Origin of the sequence: Caballeronia udeis, from assembly GCF_001544555.2 — a bacterium.
GTDB classification, from domain to species: domain Bacteria; phylum Pseudomonadota; class Gammaproteobacteria; order Burkholderiales; family Burkholderiaceae; genus Caballeronia; species Caballeronia udeis.
Genome location: NZ_FCOK02000022.1, coordinates 74,649 through 99,712 on the forward strand (window position 1 = coordinate 74,649; position 25,064 = coordinate 99,712).

Sequence of the window (25,064 nt, forward strand, 5' to 3'; positions counted from 1 at the left end):
TTGGACAGAACTCCTGCTAACGCATACATTCATTAGGATTACTTTAAAACTTACCGCTAACACTACACGACCTATTGTCATCGCAAGCGTCTCCTGCCAACCTGAATGGACAATGGCGCAGCCATCCGGCGGCCAAAGCCGAGATTCCCTATTGGATGGTGTCGAGCACGTCTTTGTCAAAGTCAGTGACCGGGGTGACGATCGGGCAAGGACAGCCGTCAAACAAGACGAAAACGCGAACACCGCACGCGTGGTCTCTTGATCTGAAGATCACTGCCCCGGTCTGATAACGTCGATTTTTTTAATCAACCGAAGCTCGCGGCTTGGACGCACGTCGGTGTTCCGACCTGGGCCGCATCGACTTGCTCGCCGAGCTGGCCCGTCAACGGATCGATGCGAAACGACACGAGCAAGTCGCTGTCCTGATTCGCCACGAGCAGGAATCTCCCCGATGGCGACAGTGTGAAGCTGCGCGGAGTCTTGCCACCGCTACTTTGAATGGTGGGAGGAAGAACGCGACCGTCGGGACCGAGTGGATAGCAGGCAATGCTGTCGTCGCCCCGGAACGACCCGTAGAGGAAACGCCCGTCCGCCGCGATCTGCAGTGCCGCAGAATGGCTTGGGGTGGCATGGTCCGGAAGCGCGGGCACTACATCGAGCAGGCGCAATGTGCCGTCCTGCGGCGAATAATCAAACCGGCCGATAGTGGTATTCAGTTCATTGATAACGTACACCAGGACGCCGTTTGGATGAAAGACGGCATGCCGTGGACCGGAACCGGGTGGCAGCTTGACGGGGGAGCCATCCACTCGGGTCAGGCAGCCGGCAGCAGCATCGAGCTGGTACGTGACCAATTCATCTGTGCCGAGATCCGTCACCACGGCGAAACGGTTGTCTGGACTGGGCATCACGCAATGCGCGTGCGGCAAGCTTTGCCGGGCTTCATCCGGCCCCCGTCCCCGATGAGAAAATGCACTTCTTGCAGGCCCTATCTCCCCATTTTCAAGGATCGGAAAACTCGCGACATGCCGCCCCGGTATCTCGTTTGCAACCGCGTGACCATAGTTCGCGACGAGCACGCACTGGCCATCCCTGTCAGTGTTGCAATGTGCGCTCAGGCTGCCGCGTGTCGCTTGCACATTGAGCAGCGTAAGCTCACCCGTTGCAGCAGTTATTCGATACGCGCTCACGCTTCCCTCGGCGCAGCCGAACACTTCGCTGGTTGCGAAGAGCAGGTGGCGGTGCGGAAGTATCGTGAGATACGAGGGGTTGGGGACATCGGCGTTTTCCGTGAGCGGCGTGAGCTTGCCTGTGGCATCGTCGAGACGGAAGGTCGCGACGCCTCGGCCGTTAGCGCTGACGAAATACGGCACTGCGCGATTGATACAACCAACAAACACGAGCGTTGTGGTCGTCATTGGATAGGAAGATGTTTGGCGTGAAGGTGCGGTCTATGACCGGTACCGGGGAATCGTGCGGCGGACCATAACGGCCGAGCATGGCCCGCTTTTTCTCGCCGCCTGGGCGTAACGTAATAGTTTCGCTTCGGCTGCCTTTCTTTAGAGCGAGTTAAATTGCCCAGCCGCCATCGATCACGTGGATTTGGCCGGTGGTGTAGGTAGCCTGAGCCAGATAAACCGCCAGGTCCGCTATTTCCTGCGGTGCGCCGATGCGTCCGATCGGCTGGCGCGCGATAAAGGCAGCGCGGGTTGTCTCGTAATCGCCCTGTGCTGCGAGGCGCGCCTGTAATGAGGGCGACTCCACTGTGCCGGGGCAGATCGCATTGCAGCGAATGTTCTCGCTGACGTAGTCAATCGCGACTGACTTCGTGAGGCCGATTACGGCGGCCTTGGTTACGCTGTAGGCGAAGCGGTTAGGCACCCCCTTGACACTGCTTGCCACGGAAGACATGTTGATGATGGCGCCGTCCTTGCGCTCACGCATGCCTGGTAGCACGGCACGGATGGTGCGCACCATCGCCTTGACGTTGAGGTCATAGGCAAAATCGAGATCTATGTCGCTGGCTTCGAGCACGCTGCCGCTGTGGACCACGCCGGCACAATTGAAGAGCACGTCAACGGTGCCGATTTGTACCACCAACGCCTTGACCGCATCCTCATCGAGCACGTCAAGTCGACACGTGGCGACGCCCGCCAACACAGCGAGCTCTGCCAGTGCACCCTCATTTACGTCAGTCGCCCATACGTTCGCGCCAGCGCGCGCAAATGCTTCTACGCTCGCGCGTCCGATTCCTTGCGCGGCAGCGGTGATAAGGACAGTTTTGCCAGCTAGACTCATGATCTCGATCCAGAGGGAAGTGGTGAGGAAACGGGGAGACCGAATTCGGCGCGGATGGCGGCGCTGTGTTGTCCTACGCGAGGTGCCGCACGATGACTGATGGCACGTCCACCGTCGATTCGCAACGGACTTCGCGTTGTATGGACGGCGATGCTGTCTTCGCGCACTACGGTCTGCAGCATGTCGAGCCGCCTGAACGATTCGCTTTCGAGGAGTCGCGGCCAGTCAAGCACTTCGGCACACCAAACGTCGGCAGGACGAAGGCGCGCGACCCAGTATGCAGTCGTATGCTGTATCAGCATTTTAGCAATAAGACGCTTGATCTCGTCACGCTGGCTAAATGCAGCCTTGGCATCGTACTGATGTAAGAGCGGTAGGGGCAGGGTGTCGGCCAGTTGCGCGAGGGGCATCATCGCCAAGGCGAGATAGCCGTCCGCCGTGGGGTACAGGCCGTAGGGCGCAGCCAGGTAGGCGTTGGCATTGCGAAATTCCGCGCGTGCGGGCAGACGGTGGCCGTCGTTGAGGTGGGTGGTCAGCAACTCGAACTGCAGATCGATCAGGGCCTCCATCAAGCTCGTCTGCACCACCGCGCCTTCGCCGGTAATGCCGCGCCGTACGAGTGCCGCGAGAATGCCTTCGGTCAGGACATGACCGGCCAGCATGTCGGCAATCGATAAGCCCAGCGGCACCGGACCGTCGTTGTCATGTCCATTGAGCCAGGTCACGCCCGAGAGTGACTGGGCTAGCAGATCCTGGCCCGGCATGTCGCTCCATGGACCGGCCTCTCCATAGCCGGAAATGCCGGCGTAGACGAGTCGAGGATTGAGCGCACGCACGCTTTCATAGCCGAGGCCGAGCCGATCAATCACACCAGGGCGGAAGTTCTGAATCAATACGTCCGCGGTTGCGATCAGCTGTCTTAGGGCAGCAAGATCCTCTGGCATCTTCAGGTCGAGTGCCAGACTTTCCTTGTTACGATTGATTGCGTGAAAGAGAGTGGAGTCACCGCCCACGTCCGTATCGGTCAAATACAGAGTGCGGCAGATATCGCCGCTAACGGGGCGCTCGATCTTGATGACTCGTGCTCCCAGATCGCCTAGTCGCAGTGCGGCCGAAGGTCCGGAAAGAAACTGCGAGATGTCAAGAACCAGTATTCCTTCAAGCGGAGCGCGCGATCGTGGCGGGTTGCTGGACTGCGAAAGGTCGTTCGAGGTGGAACTCATGCTGATAGACTTTCCCGAAACATGCGATTGATGTCGGCGATGAGTGCACGCCCAGGCTCGCCGCTTTGCAGCCCCTGCACCAGACGCTCAGACGCAGCGTGCTGGAACCGCATATATCCGTCATGACGCGGCCGCACCCAAGCTCCCTCAAGGGTAAGCCGTGTCGCGCTGTAAAAGTTGTGAGTCGTTGCATTGACGGCGTCATCATCCCATGCCGTTGTATGACCTGGCTGTCCGCCAGCAGCAGCAAATGGACCGCGTTGGGCTTCAGGACCTGCCACCCACAGCGCAAAGGCAACGGCTTCCGCTTGGTATGCGCTGAAAGCCGAGATCGCCATGCCAGTGCCACCTAGGGCTGAACCTGCGGGGGGGCGGCCGTCTATGGTCGGTATATCCGCGAAGCCGATCCTCACTGGCCGAAAGCCTGCGCATGCGTAGTTGACGTAGCCATAGATGAGGGGCACGCAATCAATCGTCGCTTCGGGTCGCGCCATCTGCTCGAGCATGGCAATCGGATCCTGCATGTAGCAGACCGGGTCGATGTGCCGCGTGAGAGCGCGCAAGCGAGCGCAGACCTCGGCGCCCACGGACAAATCGAACAGATCAGGCCCTTCAACGCAACCGGGGCTACCCAGTTGGGCACACAGTGTGTAAAGGCACATCAGGGAGTGGGGCGCCCGCATGGGAAGAGCCACGCGTCCATCGCGGGCAAGCTCCAGTACTTCGTCCCAGCCCGTCGGTGCGTTGATGAGCCGGTCGGGTCTCCACGCCAGTATTTGTGCGGCGGCGTCGATGGGGAGAGCCCACTGCCGTCCTTGCCATTCATAGCTGGGAAACGATTTACCGACCGTACCGCGAGCAACTTCCTCTAGATCGTAACCTTCGAATGGAAGCAGGCAGTCCTCGCGCGTGATCTGGCCGATGTGTGGATGATCGATCACGATCAGGTCGTATTGGCGTGCGAGCTTTTCGACCGGGTACGACTCGAAGTCCTGAAGTGATCGACGGTCCCAAGACAGCTCGATGCCGGTCCTTTCCTTCCAAAGCGCCGAACAAGCCTCTAGCGGGCCATAGCCGCGAGGATGATCCCAAGTCATTCCTTTGAGGATAATGGTCATGTTCCATGTATGCGTTGCTAGCTAGCCGCGTCGTCGTGGAGCGGTGCTGGTTGTGGGCCGATGTTTCCAAGGGAATGGAACTGCAGGCTGCTTCGGCAGTCCCGTATTCGGACAGGCTCTCTGAGCGCCCGGCACCGCAGCCAATTAGTTTTGCAGGTAAAATGAGAATTCATATACGAAATTATGATAACACTGAGAAGGCAAGTCGATTAGGGTTTTCCCAGAACTTCACGCGTATATTATTTTAGATATGAATGTTTATTTCATTAGCGATAGATATATGACCGTGCCGATTGCTGTACTTCCGGGGCTCTGATGCTCCACTGCGACCGTTCCTCGTCAACCTATTTCCCGCAAACCACCGTGCCCTTGCGCATCGCTGTCTGCTCCGATCAGATCCCCACGTGATGCTGTTACGGACGCACCGGGAACGGAGCCATATACAAGTGCCACTGTGCAGCGCATTCACCCCGTCGAACTTTGTCGATGTCTGATACTAAGGTATCCAGATCATGGCATGCAGGATCATCGCAAGTGCAATGCGACATTGCATTTGCGGTTGAGTTCGTTTGTGAAGACGTGAGAACTCTTTCCGTCGTTCAATGTTGCAGCTTGAGATCCGCCCTCGCAGGCCGCAGACGCACGAGCAGTAGCACACTGGCAAAACTTAGCAACGCCAAAACCAGGAATCCAGCATTGGGGCTGTGTAGCGTCGCGTCCGCATAGGTCTTGATCTGCGGCGAGACAAAGCTTCCGAGATTCCCAATCGAGACGATAAAAGCGATTCCGCTGGCCGCGCCGGTGCCACCAAGATATCGCATCGGCAGACTCCAGAACACCGGCTGCGACGCGGTCAGGCCGGGCACGGCTATGCAACAAGCGATCACCATGAGCCAAGGGTTTGAAATAAAAGCGATAGATGCCAGCGCGACTGTTCCCGCCGCTAACATCGCGATGGCGACGAAGCGATGGTTTTCATGACGATCGGCGTGAACCGTGGCCCAGCGCGTGGCGATCGCTGCGCATAACCATGGGATCGCCAGGAGCAGACCCGCTGCCAAATTTACCTCGCCCCCCATGATGGACGCGAGTCGCGACGGCAGATAGAACGTCAGGGGCGCAGCGCCAAGCTGGATCGAGAAGTACACGCCAATGAACAGCAGAACGCGCCGGTCCTTCAGTACCCCCAGGGCGGAATGCCGGATCTCGCGCAGCCTGTCCCGCTCTTCCATCTCGAGCATTGCCGCGAGCGCCGTCTTCTCCTCCGGATCAAGCCACTGCGCGTCCTGTGGCCGGTTATCGAGATAAAAGAACGCCACTACGCCCGCCGCTGCGGCGGCCAGTCCTTCGACCACGAACATCAGTTGCCATCCGGCAAGGCCAAACACACCATGCCATGTGAGCATCCACCCGGACAGAGGAGCCCCCAGCACTAGCGACAAGGGCACGCCCAGGTAGAACAACCCCGTTGCACGCGCACGCTGCCTGCTGGGGAACCAGTAAGTCAGATATAGCAGTACGCCTGGATAGAAACCCGCTTCGCAGACGCCTAGCAAAAAGCGCAACAGATAAAGCGAAATGGGTGACGTGGCGAACATCATTGCTGCGGATACCAGTCCCCATGTGACCATGATTCGGCTTAACCACGCACGTGCACCAGTGCGTTGCAGCATAAGGTTGCTTGGCACCTCAAAGAGCGCGTAACCGATAAAGAAGATGCCGGACCCAAGCGCGTAGGCGGCGTCGCTGATTCCGGTGTCAGCCTGATACGAGAGTTTGGCAAAGCCAATGTTGGCGCGGTCAAGAAAACATAGGACCAGCAACATTGTGAGGAATGGCAAGAGCCGACCGGTGGTTTTTCGTACTGCACGCTCAAGTGCCTGAGATTCGTTTACGGCTGCCTTGGACATGTCTCATCTCCGTTGATATGTCGTGCACCGCCAAATTGGGTGCGTGTTGCGTTCGCCATCACCACTCCTGTCATCACGCTTATCCAGACGTGTAACGCCATTCAACGAGACGGAGATGTTCGTGGCCAAGCCAGACTTCTTGAAGTGGATTGCCTACTGGCCGCTGGTTGTCCGGTGCGTCGATGTCACAGGTGCGATCTGACGAGCATCTGCAGCATCGACCTTGCGCTAACGATGTCTTACCGTGTTTAAGGCGCTGAGTAGTGAGGTGTCGCTAGAAGGAGTGCTGGATGCCGGCGTACACGCCAGTCTGGCCGCGGCCGGGCTCCGGATTTTCGTTAAGGGTGCCGTTGTTCAGGCCACCTGGGCCTTCATTGTTGGCGTCAAGACCGAAGTTTGCCGTCTTGCTGTTGCGCACGGTTGCAATCTGGATGTCGAACAAAGTCCGCTTCGACAGGTTGTACGAGCCGCCCAACGTGTAGATCGTTGCGTTGCCGCCGCCGTTGTTCGCGTTCACGTGATAGGCCGCCGCGATCAGCGCGGCAGCCGGCGTAGCTTGCCAGGTCACGCCGCCCCATTCCATGTCGGCTGTCGTCGGGGAGCCCTGTGAACCCGCTGGGGTGATCACGCCGCCGGAAGTGCGTTCGGCCGTATAGGCAGCCTGCAGCTTGAACTGGCCGAGAAACAGATTTGCGCCGATGAAGTATTCGCGTGAGGCCGTGAAGGGATTGTCGAGCTGTCCATTGAGCGGGTCCCGAATTTCGTCGTAAATGCCGCGCACCTGGAACAGCGCAGCGGAGTACGTCAGTTGCACGCCATCCTGGCGACCTTGGGGTGTCGTTCCGTTTCCATTCCAGCTCGTTGCGTTCGACAACGAATATTGCCCGTAGACATCCAGGCCGGAGAATTTCGGCGACTGGTATGAAATATTGTTGCTGGACTTCTGCCAGTTGCGTCCGCGCACCAGTGAACCCGAGGACCAACTGCTCTGGGAAAGCGGATCGAAGTCCCACACTCCATTGGCGATGGCCAGCTCGCGGCCGAGAAGCAGGGTGCCAAATGCATCGTTGGATGCGCCCACCGTCGCGTACCGGTCGAAGAAGCTGCTGCCGGCCCCCGCGGTGCCGTTCATGGAATTCAGATCCTGCTCCAGTTGAAATACGATCTTCGTCCTTCCGCCTATATCTTCGCTGCCCTTCAGCCCGAGTATGCTGCCGGACCAGTCACCAGGATCCGCGCGCACACGCGACTTTGTCCCACCGTTCGCAACCGGTATGCCGGACATGTATTCGATATCCCCATTGACTGCGCCATAGAGCGTGACGCTGCTCTGTGCGTGAGCGCCGACAGCGACAGACGCGAGCGAAACGATTAAAAGCAGCTTCTTCATTTGAAAGGTCTCCATATTCCTTGGTCTATAAAGCGATGGCGCGCGACTTCCCCAATCGGCGCCAGCGCGGCGACGATCTGCGTATAGGCGGGAGCAGTCAGGCGGATTGGGGTAAGGGCGCCTGTTTTAAATCAGGCGCAATTTCAATCCATGTGGAAAACCTCTTCCATCATGGTCCACTGCTCGGTGGGCAGGCGGGTGGAGAGCGGCAGCTGACAGGGCATGCATATCGCCCACCAGCGCTGGGTTTCCTGATCAGAAGCCATCGCTGCCATGTCGGCTTCGAAGTCGCCACCGTGATACTCGAAATAGCTGAACAACAGGTTCTCAGGCTCCCGCAGATAGATCGTGTAGTTGCGGATATTGGATTTGCGGAGCTGTTCCAGCACACCCGGCCAGACGGCTGCATGTAGGCGCTTGTATTCGGCAATCGCCTCGGACCTGATGCCAATCACCATGCCGTAACGCTTCATGACGGAGACTCCCTCCTGGTTATGAATGAAACATGTCCTGGCGGATTTCCGCCCAGGCGACGGTTAGCGCGCGGATTTGCTTCCAGTCCCATTCGATTGCGATTGCGATTCCAGGTGCTGACGGCGGGAGGGCGTATCCATCGCAAATAAGAAGGCGGTTTCCAACCAATACCAGTCGAACTGGGGACCGACATCAGGGAAAGCAGTCGCCGGTCCGGAGGCTCCCGATGCGGAAACGGTGTTCCAGGCATGCCGCCTCGCTAGTTTCATATATGGAAATTAATTTCATGATTGAAGATTTAATACATAAAAATGTGTTTCATCCATAAGTGTTTGCACGGGGAAGGCTTCCCGCGTCGAGCATGCGTAAGGTCGTCGTGCCCAGGATTGCTGCTCATCCAGGTTGGAGGATTCTCATTAAAATCGCTTGATTGACGATCGATCGGGCCATTGGAGCGCCTGAGGGCGACACCTTCTGGTCAAGGTGCATTAGAAGATGGTGTTCCTCGTGCCCAATCGACGTACTTCGATGAATCTGTCTGTGGTGTTTGTCGGGGTTATTGCCTATGGAAGTAACTTTCATATATGGAATAATCCAGTCATCCAATCTCGACTGTCTCCATGAACTTCCTGAGCATATCCATCAGTACCGGCAACGCTTTTTTCGGCCGGGGACGCACTAATTCGTCTGTCGCCCAGCTCGTCGCAGCGCGCCTGCATCGAGGGTGTCATTTCCACGTTGCGGGAGGCGTGCATGAGTGAGGCGGACACATCCACGCTGGACGGCTTGCTCGTGCTCGACTTCAGTCAATTTCTGTCGGGTCCGAGCGCGGCATTGCGGCTTGCCGACCTGGGCGCCACGGTAATCAAGATAGAGAGGCCACTAACTGGTGAACTGGGCCGCCAGTTGTACATTTCAGACCTTGAGACGGAGGGGGACAGCTCGCTGTTTCATACGATCAACCGTAACAAGCGCTCGTACGCAGCTGATCTCAAAGACCCTCAGGATTTGGCGAAGGTCAAGCGGCTGATCGCGCGCGCTGATGTGATGATCGAGAATTTCAGGCCTGGAGTGATGGCGCGCATCGGTCTTGACTTTGAGACTGTGCGCAAGCTGAACCCACGGATCGTCTACGGCAGCGTAACGGGTTACGGACCTCGCGGTCCCTGGGCGGATCTGCCGGGACAGGACCTGCTCGCGCAGAGCCGCAGCGGTCTGGTGTGGCTCAATGGCGACGGATCGCAAGGGCCTGTGCCAGTGGGCCTGGCGCTTGCCGACATCCTGACCGGCGCCCACCTGGTTCAGGGGATTCTGGCTTGTCTGTTGAGACGCTCGCTGCGCGGCGTTGGCGGCCAGGTCGAAGTCAGCCTTCTGGAGTCGACACTCGATTTCCAGTTCGAAGTGCTAACTACCCACCTGAACGACGGCGGAAAGGTGCCGCAGCGATCGTTCGTGAACAATGCGCATGCCTACCTTGGGGCACCATATGGCCTTTATGCCACCCGTGACGGACATATCGCGCTTGCAATGGGCCCGCTCGAGAAGCTCGCGCAGGCGATCGCCTGCTCATCGCTGGAACCTTACTTTGACCGCAGTCGCTGGTTCAGCGAGCGGGACGCGATCAAGGAGATCATTGCCGGGCATCTATCGAGCGAAACGACCCAGCACTGGATGGACCGGCTGGTGCCGGTGGACTATTGGTGCGCGCCGGTGATGACCTGGCCGGAACTGCTGGCGCACGAAGGGTTCCGCGTGCTCGACTTCCTGCAGGATGTGGTGCTCGACAGCGGCGCTACTGTTCACACCACACGCTGTCCGATCCGAATTGACGGTGTCCGGCCCGCATCAGCAATGGCCGCGCCGAAAGTGGGTGAACACAACGAATGGGTCGAGGCGCACTATCTGCGCGGCCCGAAGGAGAACAGTCATGGCTAAGGGACACCAGACACCCCGTGAACTACACGGCAGCATCCGCATCTGGAATGCGGAGGACTGGTACTGGGAGGACATCGTCCCGGGCACCCAGATCCGTTCGATCCGGCGCACCCTGTCGGAGGGGGAGAGCATGCAGTTCAATGCACTCGTGATGGACATGCATCCCTATGTTGCTGACGAACCGTTTGCCCGCGAGCAGGGGGCATTTGGACGTCGTCTGATCGCCGGCGCGATGGTCTTCAGTGTTGGACTGGGGTTGGTGGCAACAAACTGCTGCAACGCGTTCAGCTATGGCTATGATCGGCTGCGCTTTATCGGACCAGTATTCATTGGCGACACGATCTATACGATCAAGACCGATCTTGAGAAGGGCCCGAAGAGCGACACCATGGGGCTTTACCGTGCCTCCTATGAGGTTTTCAAGAATGACGGTGAACTGATCCTGTATTGCGAACACATTCAGACCGTGAAATACCGCGATCCAGAAGGAGTTCGAACGCACGCAAATGGGACCGATCATGCGTGAATGGATCGACACCCATTTGCACCTGCTGTACGTCGAATCGCTGCACTATGACTGGGCCTGTTCTTACGACGCCCTGAAAGGCCGGGTTGCGCTGGAGGACTATATGCCGCTCGCGCAGGCCAACGGCATTACGCGGGCGTTGCATATGGAAGCAGACGTGCGCGAGTCCGAAAGCGCGCTTGAGACCAGACTGATCAGCCAGCTGATGGATATCCCGGGTTCGCCGCTAGTTGGAGCGATTGCTGCGTGTCGGCCGGAAAGCGAACAGTTCCCGAGTTTTCTGGAGTCGCAGCAGGCCAATCCGCGTGTGCATGGTTTGCGTCGCGTGTTGCATACGATGCCCGACGATGTGTCGTTATCCGAAGTGTTTAGTCGCAACCTGCGACTTTTGCCAACAGTGGGTTACACCTTTGACCTGTGCGTGCTGGCCCGGCAACTGCCGCTTGCCATCGAGCTCGCTCGAGCCTGCCCGGACGTGACAATGGTGTTGGACCACTGTGGTGTGCCAAATGTGATGGCTCGGGAACTGTCGCCTTGGCGGGAGCACATCAAGGCCCTGGCCGCACTGCCGAACGTGTTCTGCAAGATCTCTGGCTTGATTGCCTATGGCGATGCGGCCCGCTGGCCTATTAACGACGTCGAGAGTGTTGCAGTGGATCTTCGGCCTTTCGTCGAGCACGCCATCGAGTGTTTCGGATGGGAACGCGTCGTCTGGGGAAGCGATTTCCCGATATGCAATCTGACGCGCGGCCTGCCCGTATGGAGGGCTGTAACGGACTGTCTGCTGCAGGGGTGCAGCGACGTGGAACTCGACGCGCTCGCACACGGCAACGCCATTCGACTGTATCGCCTGAAACCTGCCATGAGCACCGACATCATGAGGCAGAGATGACGTTCGACATTCGAACCCTGCGCCAGGGCTGGGACAAGCCGGCGAACCCGGCACCGATTGTAATCATTGGCGCTGGCGGCATCGTCAACGACGCCCATCTACCGGCCTACCGGAAGGCCGGTTTCCGCGTCGCCGGGGTGTACGACCTCGATGTCGAGAAGGCGCGCGACACGGCCGCCCGATGGAATATTCCTGTGGTATTCGAGCGTCTCGACGACGCCGTGCGCGAGCCGAACGTGGTGTTCGACCTCGCATCGCCGCCCTCGGCGATGCTCCCGGTGCTCGAAGCATTGCCGGATGGCGCCGCGGTGCTGATCCAGAAGCCGATGGGGCACGACCTTGCGCATGCGCAGGCCATTGTGCGGTGTTGCGAGCGCAAGCGTCTCGTCGCTGCGGTGAATCACCAGTTGCGCTTTGCTCCCTCCATGCTGGCGGTACGTGACGCGATACGACGTGGCTGGCTGGGGCGGATCAGCGACATTGACGTGCATCTCAACATCGCGGACCCGTGGCATCTGTTTCCGTTTCTCGAAACCCTGGACCGCGTCGAGATCCTGGTGCACTCGATCCACTACGTGGACCTGATCCGGTCGCTGCTTGGGGAACCGCAAGGCGTGTATGCGCTGACGGTGCCTGACGCGCGCTTCCCAAAGCTGACGAGCACGCGCTCATCGATTGTCCTCAACTACGGCGACAGTGCGCGTGTGTCTTTGTCGCTCAATCACAACTATGCGCACGGCGAGCATGGCCAGTCGGCGATGTTCAAGTTTGAAGGCACCGATGGCGTGATGTGGGTGCAGATCGGAGTCGTGCTCGATTATCCGAAGGGCAAGCCGGACAAGGTCGAGATCAAGTTGCGAGGCGAGGACTGGGCGGAACTGCCGCTCTCCGGGACCTGGTTTCCGGATGCTTTTATCGGTCCGATGAGCAACCTGCAACGTTTCGTTGCGGGCGAGGATCGCGAGCTGGTCACCTCGGTACGCGACGTGCTCAAGACGATGGCCGTTGTAGAGGCCGCGTACCAGTCCAGCGCCTCCGGCGGTACGCCGCTTCCCCGGCTGGACTGAATGTGTTGGCTACAAATCCGATATCAATGTGGCGTAACAGGAAACCTCATGGCTAGCGTGTCAATTCAATCCGTGAAGAAGCAATACGGCGGGGCCCAGATACTTCACGGTATCAGCCTGGACATCGTGGACGGCGAGTTTGTCGTGCTGGTCGGGCCCTCCGGGTGCGGCAAGTCGACGCTCCTGCGCATGGTGGCCGGGCTTGAGGAAATCTCTGAAGGACATATCGCGATCGATGGCAAGCGCATCAATAACCTTGCGCCAAAGGATCGCGACATCGCCATGGTGTTCCAGAGCTACGCGCTGTACCCGCACATGACGGTCGCGGAAAACTTGAGTTTCGCGTTGCGTTTGCGCAAGTTGGCCGAGTCAGAGGTGCAACGCCGCGCCGGGTCGGCCGCAGAGATCCTCGGCCTCACGCCGCTGCTCGCACGCTATCCGCGGCAGTTGTCGGGCGGCCAGCGCCAGCGCGTGGCCATGGGCCGCGCGATCGTACGCGAGCCCAAGGCCTTCTTGTTCGATGAACCGCTGTCAAATCTGGACGCGCAGTTGCGGGTGTCGATGCGCGCGGAGATCAAGGCGCTGCAACAACGGCTGCGGACTACCTCGATCTATGTCACGCACGACCAGGTGGAAGCCATGACGATGGCCGACCGGATCGTCGTCATGCGCGAGGGCAAGATCGAGCAGCAGGGTTCACCGCTCGATCTGTATGACGACCCGGATAACCGTTTCGTCGCCGGCTTTATCGGCTCGCCATCAATGAACTTCCTGCGGACGTCTGTGAGCGGTGCGCATGCCATCCTTGGCACTGCGGTCCGCATACCGGTGCGCGCGGGCCTGGCCGCCGAAGGCACCTTGGTCGATGTTGGCATTCGGCCGGAGCACCTGGTGCTCGCTGACGATGGGGCGATCGTTGGCCAGGTCCGGGTTCTCGAACCGACCGGTGCGGACACACTGCTGTATGTCGACTGCGACGGCGACGCCCTTTGCGCGCTGCTTCGCGAGCGTGTGCACTGCAGGCCCGGGGACACCGTCCGCCTGAATCTCACGAAGGCTGCACTGCTGTTCGACACGGCGACCGGTCAGCGCATGCGCGCCTGAGTGTGCGCTATCCGGTGGTGCGATTGAGCAGCCACACTTATACATAAGGGAGACATCTTGAAATTGATTCGGATTACTAGGCAAAAGTGCGCGTGTGCGATAGGTGCGGCGGCTGCGCTTGCTGCCATGATGTTGACGGTGTCCGCTGCGGCGCAGAGTTCTGCGCCGCAGGAGTTCAAAGGATACACGCTGAGGGTGAAACTCGTCGGCGGCGCGCAATACGAACCGCTGTACTCCGCCGTCATTCCGAAGTGGGAGCAGAAGACCGGCGCAAAAGTCGAGATTCTGTCGCGCAAGAACTTCTTCGATCTCAACAGGGAAATCAAGCAGGACATCGCAGCGGGCAAGATCGACTATTGCGTCATGTCCAATCACACGAGCTTCGCACCACAATACGGCGACATCTACCGCGACCTGCGGCAATTGCTGCCCGCGTCGTATCTTGCCCACTTCGGCGCGCTGGAGCTGCGTAATTCGACCGTGAATGGCGTGCTGGTGCAACTGCCGCGTAACGCGGACATCAGCGAGCTTTACTACAACAAGAAGTTCTACGAAGACGCCGGCAACAAAACCGCGTACAAGGCAAGGTATGGCAAGGATCTGGCGCCGCCACAGACCTGGGTGGAGATGGAGCAGCAGGCCCGGTTCTTCGCGAAGCCGCCGGCGGTCTACGGCACCGTGTTCCCGGGGAAGGATGAAGCGATCAACGGGCGATTCTACGAAATGCTGGTGGCTGACGGTGGGCAGTTGTTCGACAAGTCCTGGCATCCCACTTTCAACTCAGACGCGGGTGTGCGCGCGCTGAGCTTCTTCGTCGACCTTTACAAGTCGGGTGCGGTGCCGAAGGGAGTGCCGAACTACCTGTGGGACGACGTCGGCCAGGGGTTCGCCAGTGGCAATGTGGCGATGGATCTCGACTGGAGCGGCTGGGCAGGTTATTTCAACGACCCGAAAAACTCCAGGGTCGCCGGGAGTGTGGGCGTTGTACGCGCCCCGGCTGGAACGTCCGGCAAGCGCACGGGCTGGTCCGGGCTGCACGGCTTCTCGATCACCAGGACCTGTGACAATCCGAAGGCGGCAGCCGACTTCGTCATGGCTCTGACCAGTCTTGACGCCCAGGTCGGGGAGGCGCGCAGTGGGCTGCTTCCTACTCGCATTGATGCCCAGAAGCAGGTGCTCGACGAGCTGACCAGAAAGGGCGATCCGTACATGCTTGACGTCTACCGAACGTTCAGCAGCGGGATGACTGAGGATGCGTTCACGCCTCCGTTGATCCCGGAGTGGAACGAAGTGTCCGATGCAATGTGGCCGGAACTACAGAAGGCCATCATCGGCGACGTAACAGCTAAGCAGGCGCTTGACGACGCAGCCAGGAAGGTGACCGATATCCTGCAGGACTCCGGCCGGCTGAAGTGATGCGGGCGCCTTCCCGGTAGGGGGCGTGTCAGGCCCGGACTGCTGGACCGGCCTGATCCGGTGCCTGCGCCGGGCTACCTGAGCGCGCACCTGCCAGATCCATCCGTCAGTTGCTGCTTGAACCTGCCGGCAGCCTCCTGAGTGACCCGCTCCATTGACGAACCTCGACCTCATGCGCCGATCAACGCCTTACGTGTTGCTTTTACCCGCCATCGCAATTGTGACGGCGGTGGTGTTGTTGCCCCTGCTGCTATCGCTGTATTCCAGCTTCACGGCATACAGGCTCACGCGGCCCGAATCGATCGAAAACTTCATCGGCTGGGCGAACTACGTCCGCCTGTTACAGGACACCGACTTCTGGGCCGCACTCGGACGAACCGTGCTTTTCGTAACCGTGGTTCTCAACCTGGAGATGTTACTGGGGCTGGGACTCGCGATCCTGGTTAACCGAGTCACGTGGGGACAGCGTACGTTGCGTACGATCCTGATGTTCCCGATGATGTTCTCGCCGATCCTGGTCGGTTTCCAGTTCAAGTTCATGTTCAATGACAATATCGGTATCGTGAACTACCTGTTGAGGCGCCTGTTCCATTTCGATCATGCTGTAGCCTGGCTCGTCGATGGACGCCTCGCCTTCGTTTCGCTGGCAATGGCCGAAATATGGAACTCGACGCCGATCTTTGCCATCCTGTTGCTGGCGGGTTTGATGTCGATGCCGCAAGATCCGCTCGAGGCCGCGAGGGTTGACGGCTGCAATGCCTGGCAGGCATTCCGGCATGTCACGCTGCCGTACCTGATGCCCTTTGCCTGGATCGCGATGACGATCCGTTCGCTCGATGTGGGCCGCGCATTCGATATCGTGAAGATCATGACCGATGGTGGACCGGGTGGCCGGACGGAATTGCTCTGGACGCTGATGGCACGCGTCGGTTATGAGGACGGACGCATGGGGCCAGCCAACGCAATCGGCTACACGTCCATCCTCCTCTCGATCGGCTTCACGATCTACCTATTCCAGAAACTCACCGCAGCGCGCCGACACATGGACCCAGCCTGAAAACTCACGGATACAGTAACCGATGAACAAGACCATCCGCGCCACCGTACTCTGGCTAGCCATCTTTGCCGTCATGTGTGTCATCTGTCTGCCCGGCCTTTGGGTGGTGCTCAATGCCTTCAGGCCCAACGTGGCGATTCTCAGCAACGAGAGTGCGTTCAATATCTCCAGTTACACGCTGGACAACTTCCGCAACATCTTCGGCCTTGGCGACATGCAGGCTTTGCCGGTGCTGGACTATTTCCGCAACTCGCTGATCATTTCGCTGGCTAGCACCGTGATAGCTCTCATAGCCGGTCTGGCAGGAGGTTACGCATTTGCCCGCTTTTCGTTTGCGGGCAAAAACAAGCTGTTCGTCGGGCTGATGCTGACCCGTGCGATTCCCGGCGTCGCGCTGTCGTTGCCTGTGTTCATCATCTGGTCGCACCTCGGTTTCCTCGACACGAAGCCGGGCGTGATCCTCGTCTACCTTGCGATGAACGTGCCGTTCACGATCTGGCTGATTGACGGCTTCTTCCGCCAGATTCCACAGGAGCTTTCCCAAGCTGCCCAGATCGATGGCTGTACCGGTTGGCAGGCGTTCTGGAAAATCGAGCTGCCGCTGGCTCGCGGTGGCATTGCCGCTGCTGGCATCTTTGCGTTCCTGACCAGTTGGAACGAGTTTGCGCTGGCTTCTCAGCTCACCCGTTCGCCGGCGACAAAGACGATGCCCGTAGGCCTGATGGATTTCACCGCGCAGTTTACGGTTGATTGGGCGGGGATGTGCGCGATGGCTGTCATGATTATTGCGCCCGCGCTGGTGTTGACGTTTCTGGTTCAGAAACACCTGATCGCCGGGCTGACGCTTGGCGGCGTCAAGGGATAGGTGCCTCGCTTGGGATAATAAGGAGTGTGACAGTGAGGCTATACCGAAGCATTCGCATGGCGCACGCGCGCCTCGAATGCACGGTGCCAAAAAAGTTTGCGCATGCGTCGTCCGTTTCGGTTGTTGACGTGCTTTAGAATGGTAGGGGCTATCCGTGGCCCACTGGCCAGCTGTCAAGGACAATTCATGATCAAACCCGTAGATGAGCCCCATGTACCATCCCCGTCGCAAGGCTCGCGCCGGAAGCAATCTTCGCCCCCCACTCAGGAAGACGGCGATGGCGCCCAGTACATGGCTCCTGCGCTGACCAAGGGGCTCAATATTCTCGAGGCGCTGACCGACGCGGAGCACGGCCTGTCCATGGCCGAGATTGCCGAGCGACTTGGCCGCAGCATCAGCGAGATTTTCCGAATGGTTATTACCCTGCAACGCAGCGGCTGGATATCGGCGGATCAGGGTGATCGCTATCATCTGTCGTCAAAGATGTTTGAACTCGCGCACCGCAACCGCCCAGTGCGCACACTTGTCGAAGCAGCGTTGCCGACCATGCAGGCCATCACGCGACGCACTCATCAGTCATGCCATGTATCGGTACTTGCGGGCGGCCGCGTGCTTGTGATCGCCCACGTGGATGCACCAGGGACGCTGTCACTCAGTGTGCGTACCGGCTCGGTCGTCGGCTTGCTCGATACCGCTTCCGGTCAGGTGTTGCTCGCGTTTCGCCAGCCGGAGGAACGCATGAGGCTGGTCGAGGATTATGCTCTGCTGTCGGGAGAGCCGCGGATAAGTCATCACGCTGGCTGGAAGGCGGCGATAGAGTCTGTGGCGCGTGACGGTTATGCCAGCTCGCCTAGCCAGCAGGTGCGGGGTGTCACCAATATCGGCTACCCGGTGTGGGGCCGCAACGGCCCGGTGGTGGCCGCGCTCGCGATGCCTTACATGGAAAGCATTAGCCCGCAGCGCGGACCCTCTCTCGACGAAGCGCGCGAAATCTTGGGGGAGGGCGCTGTGGAGATCTCCCGGACGCTCGGTTACCAGGTGCCCGCAGGGGGCGCGGATTGAGGCCGCTGAACCATATATACCGGTAGCGCGGGCGGGGCTACGATGTCGATCGCCGATTTGGTTGAAATGTTTTGCGGCGAACCATGCCTGATCACGAGCAACTAATGAACGAAGTTCATGCACGTCTATTGGCTGGTCAAGAAGGTGCATGATTCGGACATCGCGGGAACGCTCGGTTGTACCTTTATCCACTCAGCTCGGTCAGATCATCTGACCAGAGCATAGCTGAGGACTACGCAAGGCATTTGCCTGTACGACGCCAATTGGGCCGATCAGCGATGGTTCGCCCGGAGTCTCGAATGGTGGTTGGGCTGAGACGTCGTCGCGGCAGGCAGTAGTTAGATCGTGCGCTCTTAACGACATGGCCACTTCGCGCCGCATCTGTCACAGGTGGCTTCCATTTGCGTTTAATTGTCAATTTTTCCGTCACATGAAACACATGACGATAGACGTCGGTGTCTGGTACCGCGTCTAATAGTTTCGGTACAAGTCGTGCATGTGTAACAGGTTTTGAAAAGCACAAATGGGTGGAATCGACGAGTGCTGCCCTAACCTAGGGACAAGTCGGGTAGGTGGCAATCGGCTCTCGTAACAAGACCTGCTTTTTAGCGGAACGGGAAAGATGAAGAAGCGTTCGCAACTTGCTGACCAGATACGATCGGCGAAACCAATAGTCGGCCCGTGGATGTCCATCCCACACCCCATAGTTGCCGAAGCCTTGGCACAAACCGGCGTAGATTTTCTGCTTCTTGACGGGGAGCATGCGCCCGTCCCACCGTACGTGCTCGGCACATTGCTACCTAGCGTTGAACTGTACGAATTGCCGGTGATTTATCGGGTATGCGCGAATCGTACCGAACTGATCAAGGCGGCTCTCGATCATGGCGTGGCAGGTGTCATGGTGCCAATGATTAGTTCGCCAGGCGAAGCAGAAAGTGCTGTGGCAGCGGCCAAATATGCTCCTTTAGGAAAGCGCGGTGTTGGTGCGTGGAGGGCGTCAAACTACTATGTCGACGAAGCGGCTTATATGGCGACGGCAAACACTCTGACGTCAATTATTCTCCAGATCGAAACAAAGGAGGCAATGCAAGCGTTGGACGAGATAGCTGCAGTCCCTGGGGTTGACGCCCTGTACGTAGGTCCAGCGGATCTTGCGATGTCAATGGGATTGAAGCATGGGGCAGACGGGGCGTTGCATCCTGCCTTTCTTGATGCCTGCGCCCGAGTCGCCGACGCAGCTCGTAAGAATGGCATAGCGGCCGGGATTGATGTTGCATCGCTGGAATATGTTCGTGCCTATCGTGACATGGGATTCAGTATCTTGACTTACGGGGCAGATTTCAATTTCATTCTTAGCGGTGGACGTGAGGCGCAAAGGAGCCTGAAGGCGATGCTTGTGTGAAGAAGCTCTGGCAACAAATGTATCTGCCCCGCAGTTATTTGGGGATGGGTTGAAATCTCGTTGACAAAGTTAGGCAAAAAAGTCCGGCGCGGGATGCTTTCTTTGTAATGGGAGTGGGGTTCATGGAGCTTCTCATGAATAGTGCAGAGACGTCATTGCGTTCGCTTGTCGACAAATGGATACCGCCGAATAGGGCGGCGCCGATTCGGATAACCCGTTTCAGTAGCGCGCGCAGGGGGCGTTACGTACGCGTTGAGGTTTCCAGGCCAGAGGGTCCGGTTGCGCTCTTTTTCTTTAGGCACGATGACGGCGTCTGGCACATTTTTCCGCCAGAGATTGGTCGTGCGATGCTGCGCACCGATTCAGTTCTTGTTTAAAGACATTACTCGACCCGTACAGATGGTTGCGAGTTGACCGGGGAGCGCTGCAGATTTTCCCGGCATGGACGACATTGCGCCAGGTAGCCAGTCTTTCTGTTCGCCCTGGGTGTAGGCTGGATATCCTGATTTTGGCCAGGCATGCATTCTTGCAAACCGCGCGCGAAGGGTGGGTCGTTCAGGTCTATTGGCGATCCGCCTGAAACGTGAAGAGGGCGCTTTCCAGCAGCCAGTCCCGAAACAGCTTCGCCGCTGGAGAGAGAGGGAAATCGTCCCGCCAGCATAGGTAATAGCTATTCTCTTCGTCAATGGTGTGATCAAAAAGTTTGATTAGCCTTCCCTCGGCGATGTCAGGCGCAATCAACGCAGATCGGCATAGGGCAATTCCTTGGCCGGCCAGTGCGGCCGAGATCACCATATGCTGGTCTTGAAATATGAGTTCGGCGCCAAGATATTCATTCTCGACGTCCATCTCGCGGAACCATGTCCTCCAATAGTTTAAGTTCTCGTCGTGGATTAGAACAAATTTTCTTAAATCTTCGGCGTTTTGTATCGGTTTTTCCCCTTTTATATAGTTAGGATTACAAACAACAACCAAGGATGTCTGTAGAAGCTTCCTGCATTCGTAGCCGAGCCAATTTCCGTCTCCGTAGCGCACTCGTAGATCCGCGGCATCATTGGGGGGGGCATCACCCATTATGAAATACTTGAGGTGAACATTGATGCCGGGCCGCTTTGTTCTGAAAAGGGCGAGTCTTGGGATTAGCCAGTTGATGCCGAACGAAGGTAATGTACTGACGGTTACGGTATCCCGCTCTCGATTGTTGATGAGAGATGTGGTGCGATCCCGGATCAGTGCCAAGGCTTGTACGACTGCTGAGAAATATTCGCGACCCGCTGATGTCAGGGCGAGCGAGCGCCCACGTCGCTCGAAAAGCTTAACGCCTAATGTCGTTTCCAATTGCCGCAATTGATGACTGATTGCTGACTGCGTCACGAAAAGCTCAAGCGCTGCATCTTTCACGGCACCTAGCCTACCCACGGCTTCAAACGCACGCAACGCATGAAGCGGAGGGAGGATGCCGGGCGACGAAGACATAGGTGTGTTCAGAACCGGATGGATTGTTGAATTGAGTTCATATGTTATACGAAATATCAATTGTTTCGAATCGGGACATCCCGTACCTTTTTGTCGGTCATCGTGTCCATCAACGGGTGGGCGTAGGAGTGTCTTTGGAGCGGTTTATGAAAATTAATCCAGAAGTTTTTGTCACATGTGCTGTTACGGGATCTGGCGATACGGTCAATCGAAATCCGAACGTTCCGGTTACGCCAGCCGAGATTGCCGACGCGGCGTTGGCGGCGGCCGAAGCAGGCGCGTCGATCGTGCATATTCATGCTCGCGACCCCGAAACAAAGAAAAATAGTCGTAACACAGCTCTCTTCAGAGAGGTCGTCGAACGAATTCGCGAACGAAACAGCGACGTTATCATCAATCTGACCGGTGGAAACGGTGGTGATCTGGTGTTAGGCGTGGAAGATCCCTTTGTCTTTGGTGCGGATACCGATGTTGTTGGTCCCGACGAGCGTATAACTCACATAGCTCAGTTGCGCCCGGAGATCGGTTCCCTGGACTGCGGGTCGTTGAACTTCGATGACATCATTTACGCAACGACACCTAGCTATCTTCGCCGGATGGCGGGAGTCATGCAGCGCATGGGAGTAAAGCCAGAAATCGAGGTGTTCGAACTTGGTCACATAGAGTTGGCGAAGCAACTCATCAGTGAAGGCCTTATCGATTTGCACCCTCATTTTCAGCTTTGCCTGGGGATCAAGTACGGTGCTCCGGCGACGCCCGATGCAATGAAAGCGCTTCGGGACGCTTTGCCCCTGGGCGCGACGTGGTCCGCATTCGGAATTGGTCGCTTGCAAATTCCTATGGTTGCCCAGTCGGTATTGATGGGAGGAAATGTGCGAGTAGGCCTGGAAGACAATCTTTACCTCGACAAGGGGACGCTGGCGAACAATGAGCAATTAGTGGAGCGAGCGGTGTCAATCATTGAGGCCATTGGATCGAAGGTAATCGGACCGGCAGAGACCCGGAAGAAGCTTGGGTTGCGCCCTTCTGGGAACATCATTTAGTCCCGCATTGACCGCTCAGTCGAGTGCGATATCGGGCATACCCATATCGCAGTTTGGAAAGTACTCGATATTGCCGTGAATTTCCGCTATACGAAACTCCCTCTCCTAGACTTCGATTGCGTCTTTACGGCATTGTTGCACTGACGTGTCGCACGCTAACCCAATTTCGAAATAATAGCTTCTGGACGATTCTTGGAGCAATTCTCTTTTTAGGAGCACACCCGTGAGTTCAAGCGAATCGACAATCGCTGGTTCCGTTATCGTCACCGGCGGCGCTGATGGTATAGGGGCGGCCATTGCAACGCGATTCTACAAGAGCGGTTACGCTGTTCATGTGTGTGACAACCGTGCTGCTCCTCTTGAGCAAATGCTGTTAGAGCATCCTGATATGCGCGGAACGCTTGCTGACGTTGGCGATCCTACCGATGTAGAGCGTCTGTTTGCAGAGGCAAACGAGTGGATGGGAGGCATTGGGGTTTTGGTCAACAATGTCGGAGTTGCAGGTCCACGAGAGGCCTTGGAATCTATAGCCTATCAAGACTGGATTCAGACGTTCCGGGTAAATGTCGGAGGAGCGTTGATCTGCATGCAGTATGCAATTTCCAGCATGAAGCAAAGTGGCGGTGGGGCGATCGTCAATATTTCGACTGCATCAACCCGGACTCGCTTGCCCATGCGAACCGCGTACATCGCGTCTAAGTTCGCCCTTGAAGGTCTAACCCTTAACGCAGCGCGAGAGCTGGGACGGTACGGAATACGGTGTAACGCGCTCCTTCCCGGAATAATGAATAACTCCCGGATGAACGGGATCATCGCGGCACGTGCAGAGAGGGAGGGCAGAGACGAGTCGGAGATTGAACAAGAGTTTTTGCGCTATGTCGCACTGGGTGAGCGGACGGAGCCTGCGGAGGTAGCTGACGCAGCTTTCTTCCTTGCATCGCCGGAGGGTGCTCGAATTACGGGCGAACTCATAAGCGTCAGTGGGTATATGGGTTGGGATGAGTAACGTCGTTCGGCTTGTTTCAGTGCAAGAGATGCACGTGCCAGGAAGATCGATGCCGAGCTTCCGGAGGTCTTCGTTTTGCCCTGCTCCTTGAACTTTCCGATCGAAGAAATCGTAATACCGAAAAATTCGATCCTTTGCATGGCAACGATCCTGATACCGGTTGGGGATGTAGCGAAGAGATAGCGCGAACAATTCGTGAAGGTATTTTCCACACCGCCAGACCAGGTGCCGTTGCGCGAGATCGAAAGCTCTTCGTAGATAGGAGGCGTCATTGAATCATGTGAGTGGAGTGCGGCGTTGCGCCGTAGCGTCTCCCTCGGGTCGAGGAACTATCATAGTGACGAATGTAATCGCCAAACTCCGCAGCATCGTTGGCGAAGATCATCTCCGCGTGGGCAGCGATATTTCCCCGCGCAATTGTGCCGACGCCGCTGAAATTCCTCCGGTGGTCCCCCGGGCTGTAGTCCTTCCAGGTGATACCCAGGAGGTGTCGCAAGTTCTGCAGTTTTGCCAATTGATTCGTCAGCCTTTGGTCATACAGGGCGGGATGACGGGTTTGGCTGGAGGTGCACAGCCGATGGCCGGGGAGATCGCGCTATCCCTGGAGCGTCTCAATGTCGTGGAGGATGTCGACATCGCGAGCCGAACGATGATTGTTCGTGCAGGTACTCCGCTTTTTGCCGTGCACGAGGCGGCCGAAGCAGCCGGGTTGTTTTACGGAGTTGATTTGGGTGCCCGGGGAAGTTGCACAATTGGCGGCAACGTAGCTACCAACGCGGGTGGAATTCACGTTATGCGTTACGGAATGACGCGTCGGAATGTCCTGGGATTGGAGGCTGTCTTGCCCGACGGTACGACCGTCACATGTCTTAACAGAATGTTGAAGAACAATGCCGGCTATGATTGGACGCAATTGCTGATCGGTAGTGAGGGAACCCTCGGGGTAGTGACCCGCGTCTCACTAGCACTGCAAGAGCGCCCAGCGGGGCCACAGACCGCTCTTTGTGCATGCGTGTCAGTCGACTCTGCGTTAGCGACTCTGCGAACTCTGGACCGACGTTTTCCAGGAAGGCTTATCGCCTTCGAGGCAATGTGGAAGGAATACATGGATCTCGCTTCGCGAATGGACGGGTTGTCGAAGCCGTTTGCAGGAGATCCCGAAATCACCGTACTGGTTGAGGCGGCGTTGGGGGAGGACGATTGGGCGCGAGAGGTATTCGCTGAAGCCCTGGCGGAGCTTCTGGACGCGGGGTTGATCGAGGACGCCGTGATAGCACAGTCACTACACGATCGGAAGCGGTTCTGGGATTATCGAGAGGCAAACTACGAATTCGACCGCTTTATGCCAAAGGGGCAGCATTTCGACGTCAGTCTGCCACTTGATCGCATGGATGAGGCAATCGAAACTCTGCGAGGTGCGCTCCACACGAACCGACCGCACGCCACTCTCGTGGTGTTTGGCCACTTGGCAGATAGCAACCTGCACCTGGCGGTATATCCAACGGACGATGACGATCAAGCTGAAGCTGTCTCGATTGTGTATCGGACAGTTGCTGCATTCGGGGCGAGCGTTTCCGCCGAACATGGAATTGGCGTACTGAAACTTCCGTATCTTGAGTTAAGCAGATCGGCGCCGGAACTCGAATTAATGCGCTTGCTGAAACGTACTCTCGATCCCGCTAATATTCTTAATCCGGGCCGTGTCCTGACTACGGTGAAAAGCGAACCGCGGCGTAACCGGGTGGCCGGCTGTTGAACGATCAAGCGATGCGATTCAGGATGCGAATGTTGGCGTAGGGG

The 25,064-nt window shown here is 57.7% G+C and carries 21 protein-coding genes; 13 read left to right on the forward strand and 8 right to left on the reverse strand.

The window, feature by feature from the left end; translation table 11 throughout:
* Nucleotides 1–305: 305 nt before the first annotated feature.
* The 7 genes from AWB69_RS17585 to AWB69_RS17615 all read right to left on the reverse strand — a co-directional run bounded on the left by AWB69_RS17585 (nt 306) and on the right by AWB69_RS17615 (nt 8,412).
* On the reverse strand, nt 306–1,418 hold the full coding sequence (locus AWB69_RS17585) for a lactonase family protein (protein ID WP_062086971.1): 1,113 nt from the start codon (nt 1,416–1,418) through the stop codon (nt 306–308).
* 151 nt (nt 1,419–1,569) lie between these two features.
* Nucleotides 1,570–2,298 (reverse strand): SDR family oxidoreductase, encoded by a 729-nt coding sequence (locus AWB69_RS17590; protein ID WP_062086973.1) that lies wholly within the window; start codon nt 2,296–2,298, stop codon nt 1,570–1,572.
* Complete coding sequence (locus tag AWB69_RS17595) at nt 2,295–3,521, reverse strand: CaiB/BaiF CoA transferase family protein (protein WP_062086975.1); 1,227 nt, start codon at nt 3,519–3,521, stop codon at nt 2,295–2,297. The genes AWB69_RS17590 and AWB69_RS17595 overlap by 4 nt, the downstream gene beginning before the upstream one ends.
* A complete protein-coding gene (locus AWB69_RS17600) occupies nt 3,518–4,639 on the reverse strand; it encodes an extracellular solute-binding protein (RefSeq protein ID WP_062086977.1) in 1,122 nt (373 codons plus the stop codon). The genes AWB69_RS17595 and AWB69_RS17600 overlap by 4 nt, the downstream gene beginning before the upstream one ends.
* Before the next feature lie 599 nt (nt 4,640–5,238).
* Nucleotides 5,239–6,549, reverse strand: a complete 1,311-nt coding sequence (locus AWB69_RS17605; RefSeq protein ID WP_062086979.1) for an MFS transporter — start codon at nt 6,547–6,549, stop codon at nt 5,239–5,241.
* Between the two features lie 274 nt (nt 6,550–6,823).
* The gene (locus AWB69_RS17610; RefSeq protein ID WP_062086981.1) at nt 6,824–7,939 is read right to left on the reverse strand and encodes a porin; all 1,116 of its coding nucleotides are present in this window, start codon (nt 7,937–7,939) and stop codon (nt 6,824–6,826) included.
* Between the two features lie 143 nt (nt 7,940–8,082).
* Nucleotides 8,083–8,412 (reverse strand): L-rhamnose mutarotase, encoded by a 330-nt coding sequence (locus AWB69_RS17615; protein ID WP_062086983.1) that lies wholly within the window; start codon nt 8,410–8,412, stop codon nt 8,083–8,085.
* Nucleotides 8,413–9,166: 754 nt separating this feature from the next.
* Between AWB69_RS17615 and AWB69_RS17620 the strand changes: the two genes are divergently transcribed.
* The 10 genes from AWB69_RS17620 to AWB69_RS17665 all read left to right on the forward strand — a co-directional run bounded on the left by AWB69_RS17620 (nt 9,167) and on the right by AWB69_RS17665 (nt 19,739).
* On the forward strand, nt 9,167–10,348 hold the full coding sequence (locus tag AWB69_RS17620) for a CaiB/BaiF CoA transferase family protein (RefSeq protein ID WP_062086985.1): 1,182 nt from the start codon (nt 9,167–9,169) through the stop codon (nt 10,346–10,348).
* Entirely contained in the window at nt 10,341–10,874 is a 534-nt protein-coding gene (locus tag AWB69_RS17625; RefSeq protein ID WP_062086987.1) for a MaoC family dehydratase, read from the forward strand. Before AWB69_RS17620 ends, AWB69_RS17625 begins: the two co-directional genes overlap by 8 nt.
* Complete coding sequence (locus AWB69_RS17630; RefSeq protein ID WP_062087062.1) at nt 10,867–11,766, forward strand: amidohydrolase family protein; 900 nt, start codon at nt 10,867–10,869, stop codon at nt 11,764–11,766. The genes AWB69_RS17625 and AWB69_RS17630 overlap by 8 nt, the downstream gene beginning before the upstream one ends.
* Entirely contained in the window at nt 11,763–12,833 is a 1,071-nt protein-coding gene (locus AWB69_RS17635) for a Gfo/Idh/MocA family protein (RefSeq protein WP_062086989.1), read from the forward strand. The genes AWB69_RS17630 and AWB69_RS17635 overlap by 4 nt, the downstream gene beginning before the upstream one ends.
* Before the next feature lie 48 nt (nt 12,834–12,881).
* The gene (locus AWB69_RS17640; RefSeq protein WP_062086991.1) at nt 12,882–13,937 is read left to right on the forward strand and encodes an ABC transporter ATP-binding protein; all 1,056 of its coding nucleotides are present in this window, start codon (nt 12,882–12,884) and stop codon (nt 13,935–13,937) included.
* 57 nt (nt 13,938–13,994) lie between these two features.
* Complete coding sequence (locus AWB69_RS17645) at nt 13,995–15,353, forward strand: ABC transporter substrate-binding protein (protein WP_231937151.1); 1,359 nt, start codon at nt 13,995–13,997, stop codon at nt 15,351–15,353.
* 172 nt (nt 15,354–15,525) lie between these two features.
* A complete protein-coding gene (locus tag AWB69_RS17650; RefSeq protein ID WP_062087064.1) occupies nt 15,526–16,410 on the forward strand; it encodes a carbohydrate ABC transporter permease in 885 nt (294 codons plus the stop codon).
* 22 nt (nt 16,411–16,432) lie between these two features.
* The gene (locus tag AWB69_RS17655; RefSeq protein ID WP_062086995.1) at nt 16,433–17,275 is read left to right on the forward strand and encodes a carbohydrate ABC transporter permease; all 843 of its coding nucleotides are present in this window, start codon (nt 16,433–16,435) and stop codon (nt 17,273–17,275) included.
* A gap of 186 nt (nt 17,276–17,461) precedes the next feature.
* Nucleotides 17,462–18,337 carry an IclR family transcriptional regulator gene (locus AWB69_RS17660; RefSeq protein WP_197500267.1) on the forward strand — a complete coding sequence of 292 codons (876 nt, stop codon included), beginning with the start codon at nt 17,462–17,464 and terminating at the stop codon, nt 18,335–18,337.
* Nucleotides 18,338–18,959: 622 nt separating this feature from the next.
* Nucleotides 18,960–19,739: an HpcH/HpaI aldolase family protein gene (locus AWB69_RS17665; RefSeq protein ID WP_062086999.1), complete on the forward strand. Its 780-nt coding sequence runs from the start codon at nt 18,960–18,962 to the stop codon at nt 19,737–19,739.
* A 561-nt stretch (nt 19,740–20,300) separates the two neighbouring features.
* Here the strand turns inward: AWB69_RS17665 and gcvA are convergent.
* Nucleotides 20,301–21,215, reverse strand: a complete 915-nt coding sequence (gene gcvA / locus AWB69_RS17675; RefSeq protein ID WP_062087001.1) for a transcriptional regulator GcvA — start codon at nt 21,213–21,215, stop codon at nt 20,301–20,303.
* A gap of 152 nt (nt 21,216–21,367) precedes the next feature.
* Here gcvA and AWB69_RS17680 point away from each other — a divergent pair, with 152 nt between their 5' ends.
* The 3 genes from AWB69_RS17680 (at nt 21,368) to AWB69_RS17690 (ending at nt 25,020) form a co-directional block, all read left to right on the forward strand.
* Nucleotides 21,368–22,258, forward strand: coding sequence for a BKACE family enzyme (locus AWB69_RS17680; protein ID WP_062087067.1), 891 nt, complete (start codon nt 21,368–21,370; stop codon nt 22,256–22,258).
* 223 nt (nt 22,259–22,481) lie between these two features.
* A complete protein-coding gene (locus tag AWB69_RS17685) occupies nt 22,482–23,264 on the forward strand; it encodes an SDR family oxidoreductase (RefSeq protein WP_062087003.1) in 783 nt (260 codons plus the stop codon).
* A gap of 337 nt (nt 23,265–23,601) precedes the next feature.
* Nucleotides 23,602–25,020, forward strand: coding sequence for an FAD-binding oxidoreductase (locus AWB69_RS17690; RefSeq protein ID WP_062087005.1), 1,419 nt, complete (start codon nt 23,602–23,604; stop codon nt 25,018–25,020).
* The last annotated feature ends 44 nt before the right edge of the window (nt 25,021–25,064 follow it).